14 protein-coding genes are annotated in these 17087 nt (G+C 60.5%); 10 read left to right on the top strand and 4 right to left on the bottom strand.

Annotation, left to right across the window (positions count from 1 at the left end; genetic code table 11):
- Window positions 1-2: 2 nt before the first annotated feature.
- Genes PFLQ2_RS15215 through PFLQ2_RS15225 form a run of 3 tightly spaced genes read right to left on the bottom strand, consistent with a single transcriptional unit; the run spans window position 3 to window position 4884 of the window.
- The gene (locus PFLQ2_RS15215) at window positions 3-590 is read right to left on the bottom strand and encodes a chemotaxis protein CheB (protein WP_003181322.1); all 588 of its coding nucleotides are present in this window, start codon (window positions 588-590) and stop codon (window positions 3-5) included.
- Window positions 587-1402: a CheR family methyltransferase gene (locus tag PFLQ2_RS15220; protein ID WP_003181320.1), complete on the bottom strand. Its 816-nt coding sequence runs from the start codon at window positions 1400-1402 to the stop codon at window positions 587-589. Before PFLQ2_RS15220 ends, PFLQ2_RS15215 begins: the two co-directional genes overlap by 4 nt.
- Window positions 1402-4884 carry a response regulator gene (locus PFLQ2_RS15225; RefSeq protein ID WP_003181318.1) on the bottom strand — a complete coding sequence of 1161 codons (3483 nt, stop codon included), beginning with the start codon at window positions 4882-4884 and terminating at the stop codon, window positions 1402-1404. Before PFLQ2_RS15225 ends, PFLQ2_RS15220 begins: the two co-directional genes overlap by 1 nt.
- Before the next feature lie 264 nt (window positions 4885-5148).
- Here PFLQ2_RS15225 and PFLQ2_RS15230 point away from each other — a divergent pair, with 264 nt between their 5' ends.
- The 10 genes from PFLQ2_RS15230 (at window position 5149) to PFLQ2_RS15275 (ending at window position 16621) form a co-directional block, all read left to right on the top strand.
- Window positions 5149-5514, top strand: coding sequence for a response regulator (locus tag PFLQ2_RS15230; protein WP_003181316.1), 366 nt, complete (start codon window positions 5149-5151; stop codon window positions 5512-5514).
- A gap of 77 nt (window positions 5515-5591) precedes the next feature.
- Window positions 5592-6884, top strand: a complete 1293-nt coding sequence (locus tag PFLQ2_RS15235; RefSeq protein ID WP_003181314.1) for a glycosyltransferase — start codon at window positions 5592-5594, stop codon at window positions 6882-6884.
- A gap of 100 nt (window positions 6885-6984) precedes the next feature.
- On the top strand, window positions 6985-7890 hold the full coding sequence (locus tag PFLQ2_RS15240) for an AraC family transcriptional regulator (RefSeq protein WP_003181312.1): 906 nt from the start codon (window positions 6985-6987) through the stop codon (window positions 7888-7890).
- 205 nt (window positions 7891-8095) lie between these two features.
- A complete protein-coding gene (locus PFLQ2_RS15245) occupies window positions 8096-9406 on the top strand; it encodes an ABC transporter substrate-binding protein (RefSeq protein ID WP_003181310.1) in 1311 nt (436 codons plus the stop codon).
- Between the two features lie 163 nt (window positions 9407-9569).
- Window positions 9570-10502 carry a carbohydrate ABC transporter permease gene (locus PFLQ2_RS15250; protein ID WP_003181308.1) on the top strand — a complete coding sequence of 311 codons (933 nt, stop codon included), beginning with the start codon at window positions 9570-9572 and terminating at the stop codon, window positions 10500-10502.
- Between the two features lie 10 nt (window positions 10503-10512).
- A complete protein-coding gene (locus PFLQ2_RS15255) occupies window positions 10513-11343 on the top strand; it encodes a carbohydrate ABC transporter permease (RefSeq protein ID WP_003181306.1) in 831 nt (276 codons plus the stop codon).
- Between the two features lie 39 nt (window positions 11344-11382).
- The gene (locus tag PFLQ2_RS15260) at window positions 11383-12486 is read left to right on the top strand and encodes an ABC transporter ATP-binding protein (RefSeq protein WP_003181304.1); all 1104 of its coding nucleotides are present in this window, start codon (window positions 11383-11385) and stop codon (window positions 12484-12486) included.
- Window positions 12487-12503: 17 nt separating this feature from the next.
- A complete protein-coding gene (locus PFLQ2_RS15265; protein ID WP_003181302.1) occupies window positions 12504-13976 on the top strand; it encodes a mannitol dehydrogenase family protein in 1473 nt (490 codons plus the stop codon).
- Window positions 13977-14181: 205 nt separating this feature from the next.
- Window positions 14182-15669 (top strand): xylulokinase, encoded by a 1488-nt coding sequence (gene xylB, locus PFLQ2_RS15270; RefSeq protein ID WP_003181300.1) that lies wholly within the window; start codon window positions 14182-14184, stop codon window positions 15667-15669.
- A gap of 13 nt (window positions 15670-15682) precedes the next feature.
- Window positions 15683-16621, top strand: coding sequence for a carbohydrate kinase family protein (locus PFLQ2_RS15275; RefSeq protein ID WP_003181296.1), 939 nt, complete (start codon window positions 15683-15685; stop codon window positions 16619-16621).
- Between the two features lie 77 nt (window positions 16622-16698).
- Here PFLQ2_RS15275 and PFLQ2_RS15280 read toward each other — a convergent pair whose 3' ends face one another.
- Window positions 16699-16980 carry a DUF1652 domain-containing protein gene (locus tag PFLQ2_RS15280; protein WP_003181294.1) on the bottom strand — a complete coding sequence of 94 codons (282 nt, stop codon included), beginning with the start codon at window positions 16978-16980 and terminating at the stop codon, window positions 16699-16701.
- Window positions 16981-17087: the final 107 nt, after the last annotated feature.

Raw genomic sequence — 17087 nt, 5'->3', positions numbered from 1 at the left:
GTTCATTCCAGCCCGGCCAGTAATTGGCCGATGCCTTGTAAAGTGAGGATATGGTCGGGCTGATGCAGCGCCAGCGCGGCTTCGGGCATGGTGGATACTTGGGCTTCGGCAGGGTCTTGGACGACGGTGATTCCGCCCATTGCCTTGACCCTGGCCAGGCCATGGGCGCCGTCATGGTTGGCGCCGGTCAGCACCACCGCCACCAGGTTGGGGCCGAAGACATCGGCCGCCGACTCGAACAGCAGATCGATGGAGGGGCGCGAATGGTGAACCGGCGCTTCCAGGCTCAGCGACAGGCTGCGATCCGCCTCGACCGACAAATGATAGCCGGGCGTGGCGACGTACAGGGTGCCCGGCAAGATGTCCTGTTTGTCCCGGGCTTCTTCCACCGGCACGGCGAGGCGATGACCCAGCACCCGCGCCAATTGGCTGTCACGCTCGTCCGGCAGATGCAACACGACCAGGATAGGCAAGCGGAAGCCTTTGCGCAGGTGCGCGAACACCTTGAGCAATGCTTCGACGCCGCCAGCGGAGGCACCGACGGCGATGGCCTCGATGGCCTTCCTGGATCTGTCCTTCGTTTGGCTCATAACTTGCGATAGATCCGTTCCTGCTTGACCAACGGTTCGAATTGGGCGCCGAAAGAAGAAAAATCCAACGTCTCCTTGCTGCCCAGTACCAGAAATCCGCGGTGGCAAAGCGACTCATGAAACAGCCCGAAGGCACGATCTTGAAGCTTTTTATTAAAATATATCAATACATTACGACATGAAATTAATTGAGTTTCTGAGAACACACTGTCGGTCGCCAGGCTGTGATCGGCAAATGTCACGTTCTCGCACAGCGTCCTGTCGAACATCGCGTAATCGTAGGCAGCCGTGTAATAGTCGGCAAATGATCGCCGCCCGCCTGCGCGCTGATAGTTCTGGGTGTAGGCCCGCACGTTGTCCAGGGAAAAGATGCCCTGCTTGGCTTTTTCCAGCGAGCGCGGATTGATGTCGGTGGCATAGATCAGCGTGCGGTCCAGCAGGCCTTCTTCGCGCAGCAGGATCGCCATGGAATACACCTCCTCCCCTGTGCTGCAACCGGCGATCCAGATCTTGATCGACGGGTAGGTCCGCAGCAGCGGTACCACCTCCTCGCGGATCGCCAGGAAATGCGTGGGGTCGCGAAACATTTCGCTGACAGGGATCGTCAGCAACTGCAGCAACTGCATGAAGGCACCCGGGTCGTGCAGCACGCGTTCCTGCAGCGCCGAGATGGTCTTGCACTCGAACTGGCCGAGCGCATGGTGCACCCGGCGCTTGATGGATGCACCGGAGTAATCGCGAAAATCGTAGCTGTACTTCAGGTAGATCGCTTCGATCAACAAACGCAGTTCAATGTCGCTGTCACGTTCCACTAAATTCTTTCCATATTCGGCAACCACACGCGAATCAGCGAGAACAGACGATCCAGGTCGATCGGTTTGGCCAGGTAATCATTGGAGCCCGCCGCCAGGCAACGTTCCTGATCATCCTTCATGGCCTTGGCCGTGACAGCAATGATCGGCAATTTGCGCCAGCGCGGGTCCTTGCGGATCAGCGCGGTGGCTTCGAAACCATCCATCTCGGGCATCATCACGTCCATCAGCACCAGGTCGATGTCATCCTGTTCGTTCAGGCGCTCGATCGCCTCCAGGCCGTTACGGCCGATGACGACAATGGCCCCCTTCGCCTCCAGGGCGCTGGTCAGGGCGAAGATGTTGCGCACATCATCGTCCACCAACAGCACTTTACGGCCTTCAAATACCTTGTCCCGGCTGCGGGCAGTCTTGAGCATCCGTTGACGTTCATGGGACAACCGCGATTCGACTTTGTGCAGAAAGAGTGTCACTTCATCCAGCAAGCGCTCCGGCGAACGGGCACCCTTGATGATGATCGAGCGTGAATACCTGCGCAGCTCGGCTTCCTCATCGCGGGTCAGGTTGCGCCCGGTGTAGACGATAACCGGCGGAAATGAACAGATGTCCTCCGTGGACATGCGCTTGAGCAAGTCGTTGCCCAGCATGTCGGGGAGCTTGAGGTCGATGATCATGCAGTCGTAGATATTCGCGCGAAGCAGGTCCAGGGCTTGCTGGGCTAGGCCAACGGCAGTGATTTCGATGTCATCGTCGCCGATCAGGCGGGTAATGCTGTCGCGCTGCAAGTCGTCGTCTTCCACCAGCAGCACCCGTTTGACCTTCTGGGTGAGCTTGGCTTCAAGGCGAGCGAACACATCTTTGAGTTCTTCACGGGTCGTCGGCTTGACCGCATAGCCGATGGCGCCCATGTGCATCGCGGCTTCGACGCGGTCCTCCACGGAAATCACATGAACCGGGATATGCCGGGTAGCCGCCTGCTCCTTGAGCCGCTGCAACACCGTGAGCCCGGAATGATCTGGCAGACGCATGTCCAACAGGATCGCGTCGGGGCTCAGTTGCGATGCCAGGTCGAAGCCCTCATCGGCACCGTGGGCCACCAGGCACTGATAACCGAGTTCGTGGGCCAGGTCGAACAGAATCCGGGCGAACTTGGGTTCGTCTTCGATTACCAGGATGCATCGGGTATCGAACGGGGCTTTGTCCCGATCATCGGCGAATCGAGCAATTGGCGGTTCCACGTCGGCAATCAACGGCACAGGCACGGTCTTTTGCGCAGCCGTTGCCGACACAGTCGCCGTCGGGGTGAACGTCCTGGGCGCCCGGGGCGTCTCGCCGGGCTCGATGTAGCGCTCAGGCAATACCAGCGTAAACACACTGCCCTGCCCCGGTTCGCTGGAAACAGAGATCGAACCACCCAGCAGCGTGGCCAGGTCCCGAGAAATCGACAGACCCAGGCCGGTGCCGCCGTAACGACGGTTAGTCGTGCCGTCGGCCTGGCGGAAGGCCTCGAAAATGCTTTGCTGTTGGTCAGCGGCGATACCAATTCCCGAATCGCGCACGATGAACGCAATGCCCGAGCCGGGCTGGCCGGCCACGGTCAAGCTGACGGCCCCTTGCTCGGTGAATTTCACGGCGTTGGACAGCAGGTTCTTGATCACCTGCTCCAGGCGCTGGCGGTCGGTGTACAGCATCGATGGTGCGTCCGGCAGCAACTGGACCTCGAAATGCAGGCCTTTATCAGCCGCCAGCGGCATGAACATATCCCGTAAGCCCTCCACCAGCCGCGGCACGCTGGTGTTTTCCGGGCGGACCTCGAGTTTTCCGGCCTCGACCTTGGAAATATCGAGAATGTCGTTGATCAGGTTCAGCAGGTCGTTGCCGGCCGAATAGATCGATTCGGCAAACTTGACCTGCTCGTCGCTGAGGTTGCTCTGCGGGTTTTCCGCCAGCAGCTTGGAGAGGATCAGCGAGCTGTTGAGCGGCGTGCGCAGTTCATGGGACATGTTGGCGAGGAATTCGGACTTGTACTTGCTCGAACGCTGCAACTCTTCGGCGCGTTCCTGCAACTGGATTTGGGCCAGGTTCAACTCGGTATTTTTCTGGTCCATGGCATCGCGCTGCTCGGCCAGTTGCTCGTTGGTCTGTTCCAGTTCCTGCTGCTGGGTCTCCAGGTGGGCCTGGGATTCCTTGAGGATGCGCGACTGTTCTTCCAGCTCTTCGTTGGCAGTCTTGAGCTCTTCCTGCTGGACCTGCAGTTCTTCGTTCAACTGCTGGGTTTCGGCCAGAACCTCCTGCAAACGCTGGCGATAGCGAGCCGCTTCGATGGAAGTGCCGATATTGCCGGCAATCAGCTCCAGCAGTTCGATGTCACGCTCGGTCAACGGCCGCAGGAAGCCCAGTTCGACGACACCATTGATCCGGTCGTCATCGCTCGTCGGCACCACCAGCACGCTGTTGGGCAGTCCCTGGCCGAGCCCGGAGCTGACTTTCAGGTAATCACTCGGTACATCGTCCAGGCGGATGGGATGCCCCTGCCGCACGGCCTGCCCGACAATGCCTTCTGCATCGAGAATAACCTGGTGCCGTTCCTCCTCTTCCCGGGACATGCCATACGTGGCGACGCATTGCAGGACGCCGTTTTCTTCACGCGAATAAAGTACAGCCACGACGCACCCCAGGTATTGGGCACAAAACTGCAGGATGTTGCGACCCAACACGTTCAGGGTCAGTTGCCCCAGGACCTGTTCGGCCAGTTGCGTCTGGCCATTGCGCAGCCAGGCCTGCTTCTCCAGGCGCTGGGCGCTCTGTTGCTGGATTTTCAGGCTGGCGCTGTAGCTGCTGGAAAGATTCAACAGATCCCGGCGACCAATATAGGCCAGCAATCCGCTGACGGCCGCCACGAACAGCAGGTACAAGGCGATGCTTGAGATCGTGGTGAAGCGCACGTCCTCATTGCGCGCGGTGCGCAGGTGCTGTTCGGTTTCGACGATGTCTTCGAAGGCCTTGCGAATTTCATCGGTCAGGCGCTTGCCATGTCCGGCCTTCACCGCCCCCCGGTAATCGCCGCTGCTGCGTTGCAGTTCGATCAGGCCTTGGGCGTATTTGTCCCATTCGACCTGGAGCGCTTGTATCTGGTGCAGGCGATCGGTCTGGATGGGGTTGTCGGCTGTCAATTCCAGCAATGTGTCCAGCGCAACCGCAATGCGTGGCTTGGCGATTTCATAGGGGTCGAGAAAATGCTCGTCGCCGCTCAACAGAAAGCCACGCATGCCGGTTTCCAGGTCCACGCTCAACTTGAGCGCTTCGTTGGCATTGTTGATCACCCGGTCAGTGTGCCCAACCCACTGGATCACCGAGAGCAGGTAGGTGATCAGCACAATGAAAAACACCGCGCTGAGCGCACCAATGCCCAGCGGCAGGCTGATATTGCGACTCAGGAGCTTGCGAAAGCTTTGCTCGTCGACCGAAGACGATGGCTTCATGGTAAAGGCCTTGGTGGACAGTTGAAAAACCATGGAGTGTGCCCGAAAGCCACGGCCTGGATCCACAATTTCTGGTGAATCGAAGGCACAATTCCCACGGCGATCTGCCTGTAGCAAGGATGCGACTATCCTTGTCAGCTCTTGTACTATAGATCCTTTCTTGTACAACCCAGGGAACTTGTGCAGCGTTGTCATTTACTCATGCATGTGGCTTTTGTTTCGTAGCCCGTCCCGCCCCATCTTTTCGAGAATACCTACATGTCCATGCCAGCCGCTGTCACCGCACCCACCATTCTTGTCGTTGAAGACGACGACATCGTGCGGATGTTGATCGTCGACGTGCTCGAAGAGTTGGAATATCGGGTACTGGAAGCGGACGGTTGTGAGCAGGCGCTGGAATTCCTGCGCAACCAGGCGCAGCCCATCGCCCTGATGATGACGGATGTCGGCCTGCCGGTCATGGACGGTCGCGAGCTGGCGAAGCAGGCGCTAGCGATCCGGCCGCAGCTGCCGGTCCTGTTTGCCAGTGGTTATGCCGAGAGTATCGATGTCCCCGCCGGCATGGCGGTCATCGGCAAGCCGTTTTCCATTGACCAGTTGCGCGACAAGGTCAAAAGCATTCTTCCTTGAGCCCAGGCGCATTGTTGTTCACTATCGGCGCCCCGCGCGCCGAACGCGCCTGAATCGCTTCCAGGAATTGCTCGCTCATGCCTCATCCCAACGCCCTTAAGGTCCTGGTCATCGGCTATGTCTGGCCTGAGCCCCGCTCATCGGCGGCCAGCGGGCACGTCATGCAGATTCTGGAAGCTTTCCTCGGGCAAGGCTGGGAGATCACCTTCAGCAGCCCCGCGGGTCCGGGCGAGCACCGCGCCGACCTGGTCGCGCTGGGTATCCGCGAGGTGCCTATCGAGCTGAACAACAGCAGTTTCGATGGGTTCATTACAGAATTGACCCCGGATATCGTCTTGTTCGACCAGTTCATGATGGAGGAACAATTCGGCTGGCGGGTCGAGAAACATTGTCCCGGCGCCTTGCGCGTGCTGGAAACCTCCGACTTGCAGAGCTTGCGCCACGCCCGGCATGAACGGCTCAAGCAGCGTTTGAAGGCGCCCGACGCCGGCGAGGACTTCAGCGACCTGTTTGCCCCGGCCCTGCGCGAAGAGTTCGAGTTGATGGCCGGCACCGACCTGGCCAAGCGAGAGATTGCCGCGCTGTTGCGCTGTGATCTCAACCTGATGGTGTCGGAAGTGGAAATCGAGCTGCTGGTGGAGCACTTCAACCTGCCCCGCAGCCTGTTGCATTGGTGCCCGTTGATGCTGGACCTGCCCGACCAACCGCTGGTGCCGTTCGAAGACCGAGCGCATTTCCTGAGCATTGGCAACTTTCGCCACGCGCCGAACTGGGATGCCGTGCTCTGGATGAAAAACGCCGTCTGGCCGCTGATCCGACAACAGTTACCCGGCGTTCAGTTGCATCTGTACGGCGCCTATACACCGCCCAAGGCCGCCGCGCTGCATAATCCAGCCCAAGGGTTTCACATCATGAACTGGGCCGAAGATGCCTTGCAGGTCATGTCGGCGGCGCGCATCTGCCTGGCACCGCTGCGTTTCGGCGCCGGTATCAAGGGCAAGCTGATCGACGCCATGCTCTGCGGCACACCGAACGTCACCACGCCCATCGGCGCCGAAGCCATGGGCGGCGAAATGCCCTGGCCTGGGGCAATCGGCCAGAGCGCCAGCGCCATCGCCGATGCGGCGGTGCAACTCTATGGCGACCAGGCGCGCTGGGCCCACGCCCAGGATGCCGGCCTCGCGCTGCTGGCGAGCCGCTATCAGCGGCAGGTCCATGGCCCGGCGCTGATCGAGCGCATTCACGCCTGCCGTGGGAATCTGGCGCAGCTACGTCGCGACAACTTCATCGGCAGCATGCTGCGTCACCACCAGCATAAGAGCACCCAATACATGTCCCAGTGGATCGAAGAAAAGAACCGCAACAGCTAGGCCGGGCGGGAAGCCCCTGCCAGTCCGCGCTATCCGGACTGGCACCTGCGCGACGAAGGGGGCATTATCCAGCGGCGAAAACAATAAAAGCGCCAGGCTCATGACCCGAACAGCCAGAGTCACCGACCCCTCCTACGAGTTGATGGACGACCACGACGGACGCTCCATCATCTACCGCCAGCACGGTTTTCCTTGCCCGCTGGTGCGCTGGCATTTCCACAAGGAATACGAACTGCACCTGATCGTCGCCAGCTCCGGCAAGGTCTTCATCGGCGATTACATCGGCAACTTCTATCCCCAATCGTTGTTCCTTACCGGCCCCAACCTGCCCCATAACTGGATCAGCCAGGTCGCCGAGGACGAAGTGGTCGCCAAGCGCGACATGCTGGTGAACTTCACCGACGAATTGTTCGAGAGCGGCCACCAGGTGTTCGCGGAACTCAAGACCGTCGCCCCGCTGCTCGAACGCGCCCAATACGGCATCGAGTTTCGCTGCAAACGCACGATCCGCCAGGCGATGGTGCTGATGCAGCGCATCGCCGATTCCCAGGGCATGAGCCGGCTGGGACATTTTTTCATCCTGATGGAGCTTCTGGCCGCCTCGGATGACTATCAGTTGCTGTCCGGCGCCACCGCGCCGCAATCGGCGGACGAACACAGCATCGACCGCACCAACCGCGCGGTGGACTACATCTTTGCCCACTACGCCCGGGAACTGTCCCTGGAAGAAGTCGCCGAGCACTTGGGCATGAAACCCACCTATTTCAGCCGCGTATTCAAACAGGCGACTGGCCGTTGTTTCATCGAGTTCGTCAATCGCCTGCGCATCAGTAAATCCTGCGAACTGCTGGCCGACGGCGACAAACCGGTGACCGACGTGTGCTTTGAATCGGGTTTCAACAATATTTCCAATTTCAACCGGCGCTTCCAGCAGCTCAAGGGCATGACGCCTTCCCATTATCGGCGTCTGGCAGTGCAGCGGTTGACCGAGCAGAACCAGGGCTGACGTTTCTCCACCGGGGGTCTTTGTTGGCCTGTACTGACAAGCGGCCACCCCGCCCAGTGCAAAAAAGTATCAGCACAAGTGCGACGGATGATTTGTCACGCCGTTCATTGAGGGCTGTAATCAGCGCACATTCTTCCCTTCATCCGGAAGACACAAAAACAATAACTGTCCTTCTGCAGCCCCTGGCGCGGAAAAGGAGTGCGCGATGAAACCTTCGGTAAAAGCTCTGCTTGTCTCCACCTGCATGACCCTCAGCAGCGTCAGTTTCGGCGCACAGACCCTCACCATTGCCACCGTCAACAACAGCGACATGATCCGCATGCAAAAGCTTTCGAAAACTTTCGAGGCCGAGCACCCGGACATCAAGCTGAACTGGGTGGTGCTTGAAGAAAACGTCCTGCGCCAGCGCCTGACCACCGACATCGCCACCCAGGGCGGGCAGTTCGACGTTCTGACCATTGGCATGTACGAAGCTGCACTTTGGGGCGCCAAGGGCTGGCTGGAACCGATGAAGGATCTACCCGCCTCCTACGACCTGGAGGACGTTTTCCCTTCCGTGCGTGACGGCTTGTCGGTCAAAGGTTCGCTCTACGCCTTGCCGTTCTATGCCGAAAGTTCGATCACCTATTACCGCACCGACCTGTTCAAGGACGCCGGGCTGACCATGCCCGAGCACCCGACCTGGAGCCAGATCGGTGAGTTCGCCGAAAAACTCACCGACAAGACCAAGGAACAATATGGCCTGTGCCTGCGGGGCAAGGCCGGCTGGGGCGAGAACATGGCGCTGATCACTACCCTGGCCAACGGCTTCGGCGCGCGTTGGTTCGATGAAAAATGGCAGCCGCAATTCAATGGGCCCGAGTGGAAGGACGCGCTGAACTTCTACGTCGACAACATGAAGAAATCCGGCCCGCCGGGTGCTTCCAGCAACGGCTTCAACGAAAACCTGGCGCTGTTCAACAGCGGCAAGTGCGCGATCTGGGTCGATGCCAGCGTCGCCGGTTCGTTCGTCACCGACAAGACCCAGAGCAAGGTGGCCGATCACGTCGGATTCACCTTCGCCCCCCACGAAAAAACCGACAAAGGCACCTCGTGGATGTATTCCTGGTCGCTGGCCATCCCCGCCAGTTCCAAAGCCAAGGACGCCGCCACGGTCTTCACCACCTGGGCGACCTCCAAGGAATACGGCCAGTTGGTCGCCAAGACCGATGGCATCGCCAACGTTCCACCTGGCACTCGCACCTCGACCTACAGCGATGAATACATGAAGGCCGCGCCGTTTGCCAAGGTGACGCTGGAGTCGCTGAAAGTCGCCGACCCGAAATCGCCAACCCTCAAGCCGGTGCCCTACGTCGGCATCCAGTTGGTGACCATTCCCGAGTTCCAGGCCATCGGCACCCAGGTGGGCAAGTTCTTCTCCGGTGCGCTCACCGGCCAGCAGAGCGTGGACCAGGCGCTGACCGCTGCGCAGTCCACCACTGAGCGCGAGATGAAGCGCGCCGGGTATCCCAAATAAAAGCTAGTAGACATCCATTTGTGGCGAGGGAGCTTGCTCCCGCTGGCGGGTGAAGCCCGCCCTGGCGATCAGAAGGATTGCCTCTCGACATGGGCCCGCTGCGCGGTCCAGCGGGAGCAAGCTCCCTCGCCACAGGGAATGCGTCGCATAAGAGTAAGCACTCATGAATACTTCAACGACAACAGTCAAAGCCCCCATCGAAATAGCCCCGCCGTCGCGCAAGGTTCGCCTGGCAAACCCGGGCTGGTTCCTGGTCAGCCCTTCGGTCGCCTTGCTGCTGCTGTGGATGATCGTGCCGCTGGGCATGACCGTCTATTTTTCGATGATCCGCTACAACCTGCTCTACCCCGGCGAAAATGAATTCGTCGGGCTGGAGAACTTCACCTATTTCCTGACCGACTCGGGTTTCCTGCCCGGGGCCACCAATACTTTGTTGCTAGTGGGCAGCGTGCTGCTGATCAGCATCGTACTCGGCGTGCTGATCAGCGCGCTGCTGGAGGCCAGTGAGTTTTTCGGTCGTGGAATCGTGCGGGTATTGCTGATCTCGCCATTCTTCATCATGCCCACCGTGGGTGCGCTGATCTGGAAGAACCTGATCTTCCACCCGGTCTCGGGGATTCTTGCCTCGGTGTGGAAACTGTTCGGCGCGCAACCGGTGGATTGGCTGGCCCATTACCCGCTGCTGTCGATCATCATCATTGTCAGTTGGCAATGGTTGCCCTTCGCGATCCTGATCCTGATGACCGCCATGCAGTCCCTCGACCAGGAGCAGAAAGAAGCCGCCCGCCTGGACGGTGCCGGCCCCATCGCGATTTTCTGGCACCTGACCCTGCCGCACCTGGCGCGTCCGATTGCCGTGGTGCTGATGATCGAGACGATTTTCCTGCTGTCGGTGTTCGCCGAAATTTTCACCACCACCAACGGTGGCCCCGGCTACGCCTCTACCAACCTGGCTTACCTGATCTACAACCAGGCACTGGTGCAGTTCGACGTCGGCATGGCGTCGGCCGGTGGCCTGATCGCCGTGGTCATCGCCAACATCGCCGCCATCATCCTGGTCCGGATGATCGGCAAAAACCTCACCGACAAGCACTGAGGCCGCCGCCATGACACTTCAACAATCCCGTCGCCTGCAGAGCCTGCTGCTCGGCACGCTGGCCTGGGCCATCGCGATCGTGGTCTTCTTTCCGATCTTCTGGATGGTGCTGACCAGCTTCAAGACCGAAATCGACGCGTTCGCCACGCCGCCGCAATTCATCTTCGCGCCGACCCTGGACAACTACCTGCACATCAACGAGCGCAGCGACTATTTCAGCTTCGCCTGGAATTCGGTGGTGATTTCCTTCAGCGCCACTGCCCTTTGCCTGCTGATCGCGGTGCCGGCGGCCTACTCCATGGCGTTCTACGAAACCCAGCGCACCAAAGGCACGCTGCTGTGGATGCTCTCCACCAAAATGCTGCCGCCGGTGGGCGTGCTGATGCCGATCTACCTGCTGGCCAAGAGCTTCGGCCTGCTGGATACACGCTTGGCACTGATCGTCATCTACACCCTGATCAACCTGCCGATCGTGGTCTGGATGATTTACACCTACTTCAAGGACATCCCCCGCGACATTCTCGAAGCCGCGCGCTTGGATGGCGCCACGCTGTGGCAGGAGATGGTTCGTGTGCTGCTGCCGATTGCCAAGGGTGGCCTGGCGTCTACCGTGCTGCTGTCGCTGATCCTGTGCTGGAACGAGGCCTTCTGGTCGCTGAACCTCACGTCTTCCAAAGCCGCGCCACTGACCGCATTGATCGCTTCCTACTCCAGCCCGGAAGGTCTGTTCTGGGCCAAGTTGTCCGCCGTCTCGACCCTGGCCTGCGCACCGATCCTGATTTTTGGCTGGATCAGCCAGAAGCAACTGGTGCGCGGTTTGTCTTTCGGCGCCGTGAAATAACGCGCCCTACACCTTTATCAGAAGTGGAGGCCCATCATCATGGCCAACCTGAAAATCAGAAATTTGCAAAAAGGTTTCGAAGGTTTCTCCATCATCAAAGGCATCGACCTTGAAGTGAATGACCGCGAGTTCGTGGTCTTCGTTGGTCCGTCGGGCTGCGGCAAGTCGACCCTGCTGCGGCTGATCGCCGGCCTCGAAGAAGTCAGCGACGGCACCATCGAGCTGGACGGGCGGGACATCACCGAAGTCAGCCCGGCCAAGCGCGACCTGGCGATGGTATTCCAGACCTATGCCTTGTACCCGCACATGAGCGTGCGCAAGAACATGTCCTTTGCCCTGGACCTGGCCGGCGTGCCCAAGGCCGAAGTCGAGAAAAAGGTCAACGAAGCAGCGCGCATCCTCGAACTGGGGCCGATGCTCGAGCGCAAGCCCAAGCAGCTGTCTGGGGGCCAGCGCCAACGGGTTGCGATTGGCCGGGCCATCGTGCGCAATCCTAAAATCTTCCTGTTCGACGAGCCCTTGTCCAACCTCGACGCCGCCCTGCGCGTACAGATGCGCCTGGAACTGGCGCGGCTGCACAAGGAACTGCAAGCGACCATGATCTACGTAACCCATGACCAGGTCGAAGCCATGACCCTGGCCGACAAGGTGGTGGTGCTCAATGGCGGACGCATCGAGCAGGTCGGCTCGCCACTGGAGCTGTATCACCAGCCGGCCAACCTGTTCGTCGCCGGCTTCCTCGGCACGCCGAAAATGGGCTTCCTCAAGGGCAAGGTCACGGCGCTCGACAGCCAGGGCTGTGAAGTCCTCCTGGACGCCGGCACCCGCATCAGCCTGCCGCGCAGCGGTGCCAACCTGAGCGTTGGCGGCGCAGTGACCCTGGGGATCCGTCCGGAGCACCTGAACCTGGCACAACCGGGCGATTGCACGCTGCAAGTGACTGCCGATGTCAGCGAACGCCTCGGCAGCGATACGTTCTGCCACGTCGTCACGGCGTCCGGCGAAGCCTTGACCATGCGCGTTCGCGGCGACCTGGCGAGCCGCTTCGGCGAGCAACTGAGCCTGCACCTGGACGCAGAACACTGCCATTTATTCGATGCCGATGGCGTGGCGGTCACCCGTGCGCTACGCGCCGCCGCCTGATTGCCGAGATATTTTCGATGAAACTCAACCGACAGAACCTGCACCGCATGACGCCGGGAATCGCCCTGCCCGCTTACCCTTTGGGCGACATCCGCCAGGGCATCGCCCACATTGGCGTCGGCGGTTTTCACCGCGCCCACCAGGCGTATTACACCGATGCGCTGATGAACACCGGTGAAGGCCTCGACTGGGCCATCTGTGGCGTCGGCCTGCGGGCCGAAGATCGTCGCGCCCGAGATGACCTTGCCGGCCAGGATTACCTCTATACGCTCTATGAACTGGGCGATACCGACGACACCGAAGTCCGTGTGATTGGCGCCATCAACGACATGCTGCTGGCCGAAGACGGGGCCCAGGCGCTGATCGACAAGCTGGCCGACCCACAGATCCGCATCGTCTCCCTGACGATCACCGAGGGCGGCTACTGCATCGACGACAGCAATGGCGAGTTCATGGCCCATCTGCCGCAGATCCAGCACGACCTGGCCCATCCCGACGAACCGAAAACCGTGTTCGGCCTCCTCTGCGCCGCCCTGGCCAAGCGCCGCGCCGCCGGTACGCGGGCCTTCACCTTGATGTCCTGCGATAACCTGCCCCACAACGGCGCCGTGACTCGCAAGGCGCTGCTGGCTTTCGCGGCCTTGCGCGATGCCGAGCTGGAACACTGGATCGCCCACAACGTCAGCTTCCCCAACGCCATGGTCGACCGCATCACGCCCATGACCAGCGTTGCCCATCGCTTGCAGCTGCATGACGATCATGGCATCGACGACGCCTGGCCAGTGGTCTGCGAACCGTTCGTGCAATGGGTCCTGGAAGACAAGTTCGTCAATGGCCGCCCGGCCTGGGAAAAGGTTGGCGTGCAGTTCACCCATGATGTCTCGCCCTATGAAGAGATGAAGATCAAGCTGCTCAACGGCAGCCACCTGGCGTTGACTTACCTGGGTTTCATCAAAGGCTATCGTTTCGTCCACGAAACCATGAACGACCCGTTGTTCGTGCGCTACATGCGCGCCTACATGGATCTGGACGTCACGCCGCAATTGGCGCCGGTGCCGGGCATCGACCTGACCGATTACAAGAACACCCTGGTGGAACGGTTTTCCAACCAGGCGATTGCCGACCAGCTGGAGCGGGTCTGCTCGGATGGCTCGTCGAAATTTCCGAAATTTACCGTGCCGACAATCAACCGTTTGATCGCCGACGGCGCCGAAACCCGCCGCGCCGCGCTGGTGGTGGCGGCCTGGGCCGTGTACCTCAAGGGCGTGGATGAGAATGGCGTGACCTATTCGATTCCGGACCCACGGGTGGCGTTCTGCCAGGCGCTGGTGGCTGACGACGCGCTGGTGACCCAGCGGATGCTGGAAGTGGAAGAAATCTTTGGCACGGCGATCCCCCGCTCGCCTGAGTTCGTGGCAGCATTCGAATGGTGCTGCAACAGCTTGCGCGAACATGGAGTGACGCGAACACTTGAGCGGGTGTTGGCCTAAGGCTTAGCGTCCGTGGCGAGGGAGCTTGCTCCCGCTGGGTTGCGAAGCAGCCCCAAGACAGCCGACGCGGTGAACCTGACACACCGAGTGTCCGGTTTTTGGGCCAGCTTCGCAGCCCAGCGGGAGCAAGCTCCCTCGCCACGGTCGTGTACTTGCTGACCGAGCAGCTATTTCCGTGGGATTGATCTGACGACCAAGGATTTTTATGGCAAACCAACAACTATTCCTGGGCATCGACTGCGGTACCCAAGGCACCAAGGCCCTGATCCTCGACGCGACCAGCGGCCAGGTCCTGGGCCTGGGTGCCGCCGCCCACGCCATGATCAGCGGCCCAAATGGCCGCCGCGAACAAGATACCCATCAGTGGCTCGAAGCGTTCACCCAAGCTACCCATCAGGCCCTGGCTGCCGCCGGGGTCGATGGCCAGGCGATCCTTGGCATCGGCGTCTCCGGCCAGCAACATGGCCTGGTGCTGCTCGATGAGCAAGGCGAAGTCCTGCGCCCGGCCAAGCTGTGGTGCGACACCGAAACCACCCCGGAAAACGATCGACTGCTGGCGCACCTGGGCGGGGAAAGCGGCTCACTGGAGCGTCTTGGCATGGTCATCGCCCCGGGATATACGGTGTCCAAACTCTTGTGGACCCGTGAACAGCATCCGGACGTGTTCGATCACATCGCCAGCATCCTGTTGCCCCATGACTTTCTCAATCATTGGCTCACCGGCCGCCATTGCACGGAGTACGGCGACGCCTCGGGTACCGGCTACTTCAATGTGCGGACCCGTCAATGGGACGAGCCGTTGCTGCAGCACATCGACCCCAGCGGCCGCCTGGTATCGGCATTGCCGGAACTCATCGACGCGCATCAACCGGTTGGACGGATCCTGCCGGCCATTGCCGCACACTTGGGCATCAACCCCAATGCCGTGGTGGCGAGCGGTGGCGGTGACAACATGATGGGCGCCATTGGCACAGGCAACATCCAGCCCGGCGTGATCACCATGAGCCTCGGTTCGTCCGGCACGGTCTACGCCTATGGCGCCGAACCTGTGGTCAGCCCACAACCGTCAGTGGCGACGTTCTGCTCTTCCAGCGGGGGCTGGCTGCCGCTGATCTGCACCATGAACCTGACCAACGCCACCGGGGCCATACGCGAGTTGTTGGACCTGGATATCGACGCCTTTAACGCCTTGGTGGCCCAGGCCCCGATCGGCGCGGACGGGGTGAGCATGTTGCCGTTCCTCAATGGCGAACGTGTTCCCGCCCTGCCCCATGCCACCGGCAGCCTGTTGGGCCTGACCAGCACCAACCTGACCCGGGCCAATCTGTGCCGCGCGGTGGTCGAAGGCACCACGTTCGGTTTGCGTTATGGCCTGGACCTTCTGCGGGCCAATGGACTGGAAGCCCAGAGCATTCGCTTGATCGGCGGTGGCTCCAAGAGCCCGGTGTGGCGGCAGATCGTCGCCGACACCATGGACACAACCGTCATCTGCACCGAACAGAGCGAAGCGGCGGCGCTGGGAGCGGCGATCCAGGCGGCGTGGTGCCATGGCGGCTCGGCGGCTGGCCTGGCCGAACTGTGCGAACGCTGCGTCAAGCTTGACCCGGCCAGCGAAACCCGACCCGTCGCCGAACACGTGACGGCGTCCCAGCTGGCTTATGAACGTTATCGACAACATGTCGCAACCCTTTGAAGAGCGGGCAACTATGTATTTGGTGTGTGGCGAAGCGCTGTTTGATTTTTTCAGTGAAACCGAAGCGGATGGCCCCGCCTCCCGGGTGAACTACAAGGCCATCGCCGGCGGTTCACCCTTCAATGTGGCCGTGGGACTGCGACGCCTGGGTGTCGAGTCGGCACTGTTCGCCGGGTTGTCTACCGATTATCTGGGCCGACGCCTGCAACGGGTACTGCTCGATGAGGGCGTCAGTGGCCAATATTTGCGGGATTTCGACGCACCCACCACCCTGGCAATGGTCGCTGTGGGCGCCAATGGCTCGCCCCACTACAGTTTTCGCGGTGAAGGCTGCGCGGATCGACAGCTAAACGCCCAGCATCTTCCGGTGCTGGGCCCGGACGTGCGTGGCTTGCATTTCGGTTCGTTTTCCCTGGTGGTGCAGCCTATTGCCGATACGCTGCTGGCCCTGGCGCAGCGTGAAAGCGGTCGGCGCCTGATCAGCCTCGATCCGAACGTGCGGCTCAACCCGCAGCCAGACATCGAACTGTGGCGTTCAAGAATCGCAACGCTGGTGAAATATGCGGACCTGATCAAGGTCAGCGATGAAGATTTGAGCCTGCTCTATCCAGAGGCTGAGCCGGCAGCCGTCATCGACGGTTGGCTGCAGCACCGCTGCCAAGTGGTGTTCCTGACCCGAGGCGGCCAGGGCGCGACAGTGTTCAGTAGGCAACACGGCTCATGGTCTTTGCCGGCATGCCCGGTCGATATTGCCGATACCGTCGGTGCAGGCGACACCTTCCAGGCCGCGTTGATCACGTGGCTGACGGAACAACAACTGGATTCGATCGAAGGCTTGCAGACCCTGACCCGGGACCAGACCAGTGCAATGCTTGAATTCGCCATCCGCGCCGCCGCCTTGACCTGCGGTAAAACCGGGCCGGACTTGCCCTACCGGCGACAACTGGGCTGATGACGCCAATGTAAATTGGACGCCGGGTTCGGACATGACCGCACCCGGGCGTCTGGCTTGCGAATATAACGCTGGGATCAGCGACCGGTCATCCGGTGGTGCTGTTGGTAAAAGTGGTTGCCAGCGGCGGGGTTATGGTCGAGCTCGGTACGCAGCTCGGCGATCAAGTCGTTGATGGCCCGGCATCCGGTGAGTTTCCTGGCATCGATATCGGTCTTGATCAGAGCCACACGATCGGTTTCGTGATCGTCGTATATCTTGACTGTCATCGACAGGTCCGGTGATACGGTGCATTGCGAGCGCTTGGGCAGCAGGCTGCTTTCAATGATGTTTCGCATTTCGAGGGCAGATAAAAACATGGCAACTCTCTCCTGTTGAGGCGGCCAAATGATGTTCACGACGGCGGTATTTTCGTCCGTTTCTTCCCTGCGGACTGGGACTACGAATGCCGTGCCGTTCGTTCGTT

It is taken from the genome of Pseudomonas fluorescens Q2-87 (assembly GCF_000281895.1).
GTDB lineage: Bacteria > Pseudomonadota > Gammaproteobacteria > Pseudomonadales > Pseudomonadaceae > Aquipseudomonas > Aquipseudomonas fluorescens_S.
The sequence above is the reverse complement of the archived record's forward strand: the minus strand, read 5'-3'. Positions and strand labels throughout refer to the sequence as shown.

Excerpts from the sequence above, each read along its gene's own strand:
- PFLQ2_RS15215 (WP_003181322.1), bottom strand. The coding sequence starts at position 590 with ATGAGCCAAACGAAGGACAGATCCAGGAAGGCCATCGAGGCCATCGCC.
- PFLQ2_RS15225 (WP_003181318.1), bottom strand. The coding sequence starts at position 4,884 with ATGAAGCCATCGTCTTCGGTCGACGAGCAAAGCTTTCGCAAGCTCCTG.
- PFLQ2_RS15230 (WP_003181316.1), top strand. The coding sequence starts at position 5,149 with ATGCCAGCCGCTGTCACCGCACCCACCATTCTTGTCGTTGAAGACGAC.
- PFLQ2_RS15235 (WP_003181314.1), top strand. The coding sequence starts at position 5,592 with ATGCCTCATCCCAACGCCCTTAAGGTCCTGGTCATCGGCTATGTCTGG.
- PFLQ2_RS15240 (WP_003181312.1), top strand. The coding sequence starts at position 6,985 with ATGACCCGAACAGCCAGAGTCACCGACCCCTCCTACGAGTTGATGGAC.
- PFLQ2_RS15245 (WP_003181310.1), top strand. The coding sequence starts at position 8,096 with ATGAAACCTTCGGTAAAAGCTCTGCTTGTCTCCACCTGCATGACCCTC.
- PFLQ2_RS15250 (WP_003181308.1), top strand. The coding sequence starts at position 9,570 with ATGAATACTTCAACGACAACAGTCAAAGCCCCCATCGAAATAGCCCCG.
- PFLQ2_RS15255 (WP_003181306.1), top strand. The coding sequence starts at position 10,513 with ATGACACTTCAACAATCCCGTCGCCTGCAGAGCCTGCTGCTCGGCACG.
- PFLQ2_RS15260 (WP_003181304.1), top strand. The coding sequence starts at position 11,383 with ATGGCCAACCTGAAAATCAGAAATTTGCAAAAAGGTTTCGAAGGTTTC.
- PFLQ2_RS15265 (WP_003181302.1), top strand. The coding sequence starts at position 12,504 with ATGAAACTCAACCGACAGAACCTGCACCGCATGACGCCGGGAATCGCC.
- xylB (WP_003181300.1), top strand. The coding sequence starts at position 14,182 with ATGGCAAACCAACAACTATTCCTGGGCATCGACTGCGGTACCCAAGGC.
- PFLQ2_RS15275 (WP_003181296.1), top strand. The coding sequence starts at position 15,683 with ATGTATTTGGTGTGTGGCGAAGCGCTGTTTGATTTTTTCAGTGAAACC.
- PFLQ2_RS15280 (WP_003181294.1), bottom strand. The coding sequence starts at position 16,980 with ATGTTTTTATCTGCCCTCGAAATGCGAAACATCATTGAAAGCAGCCTG.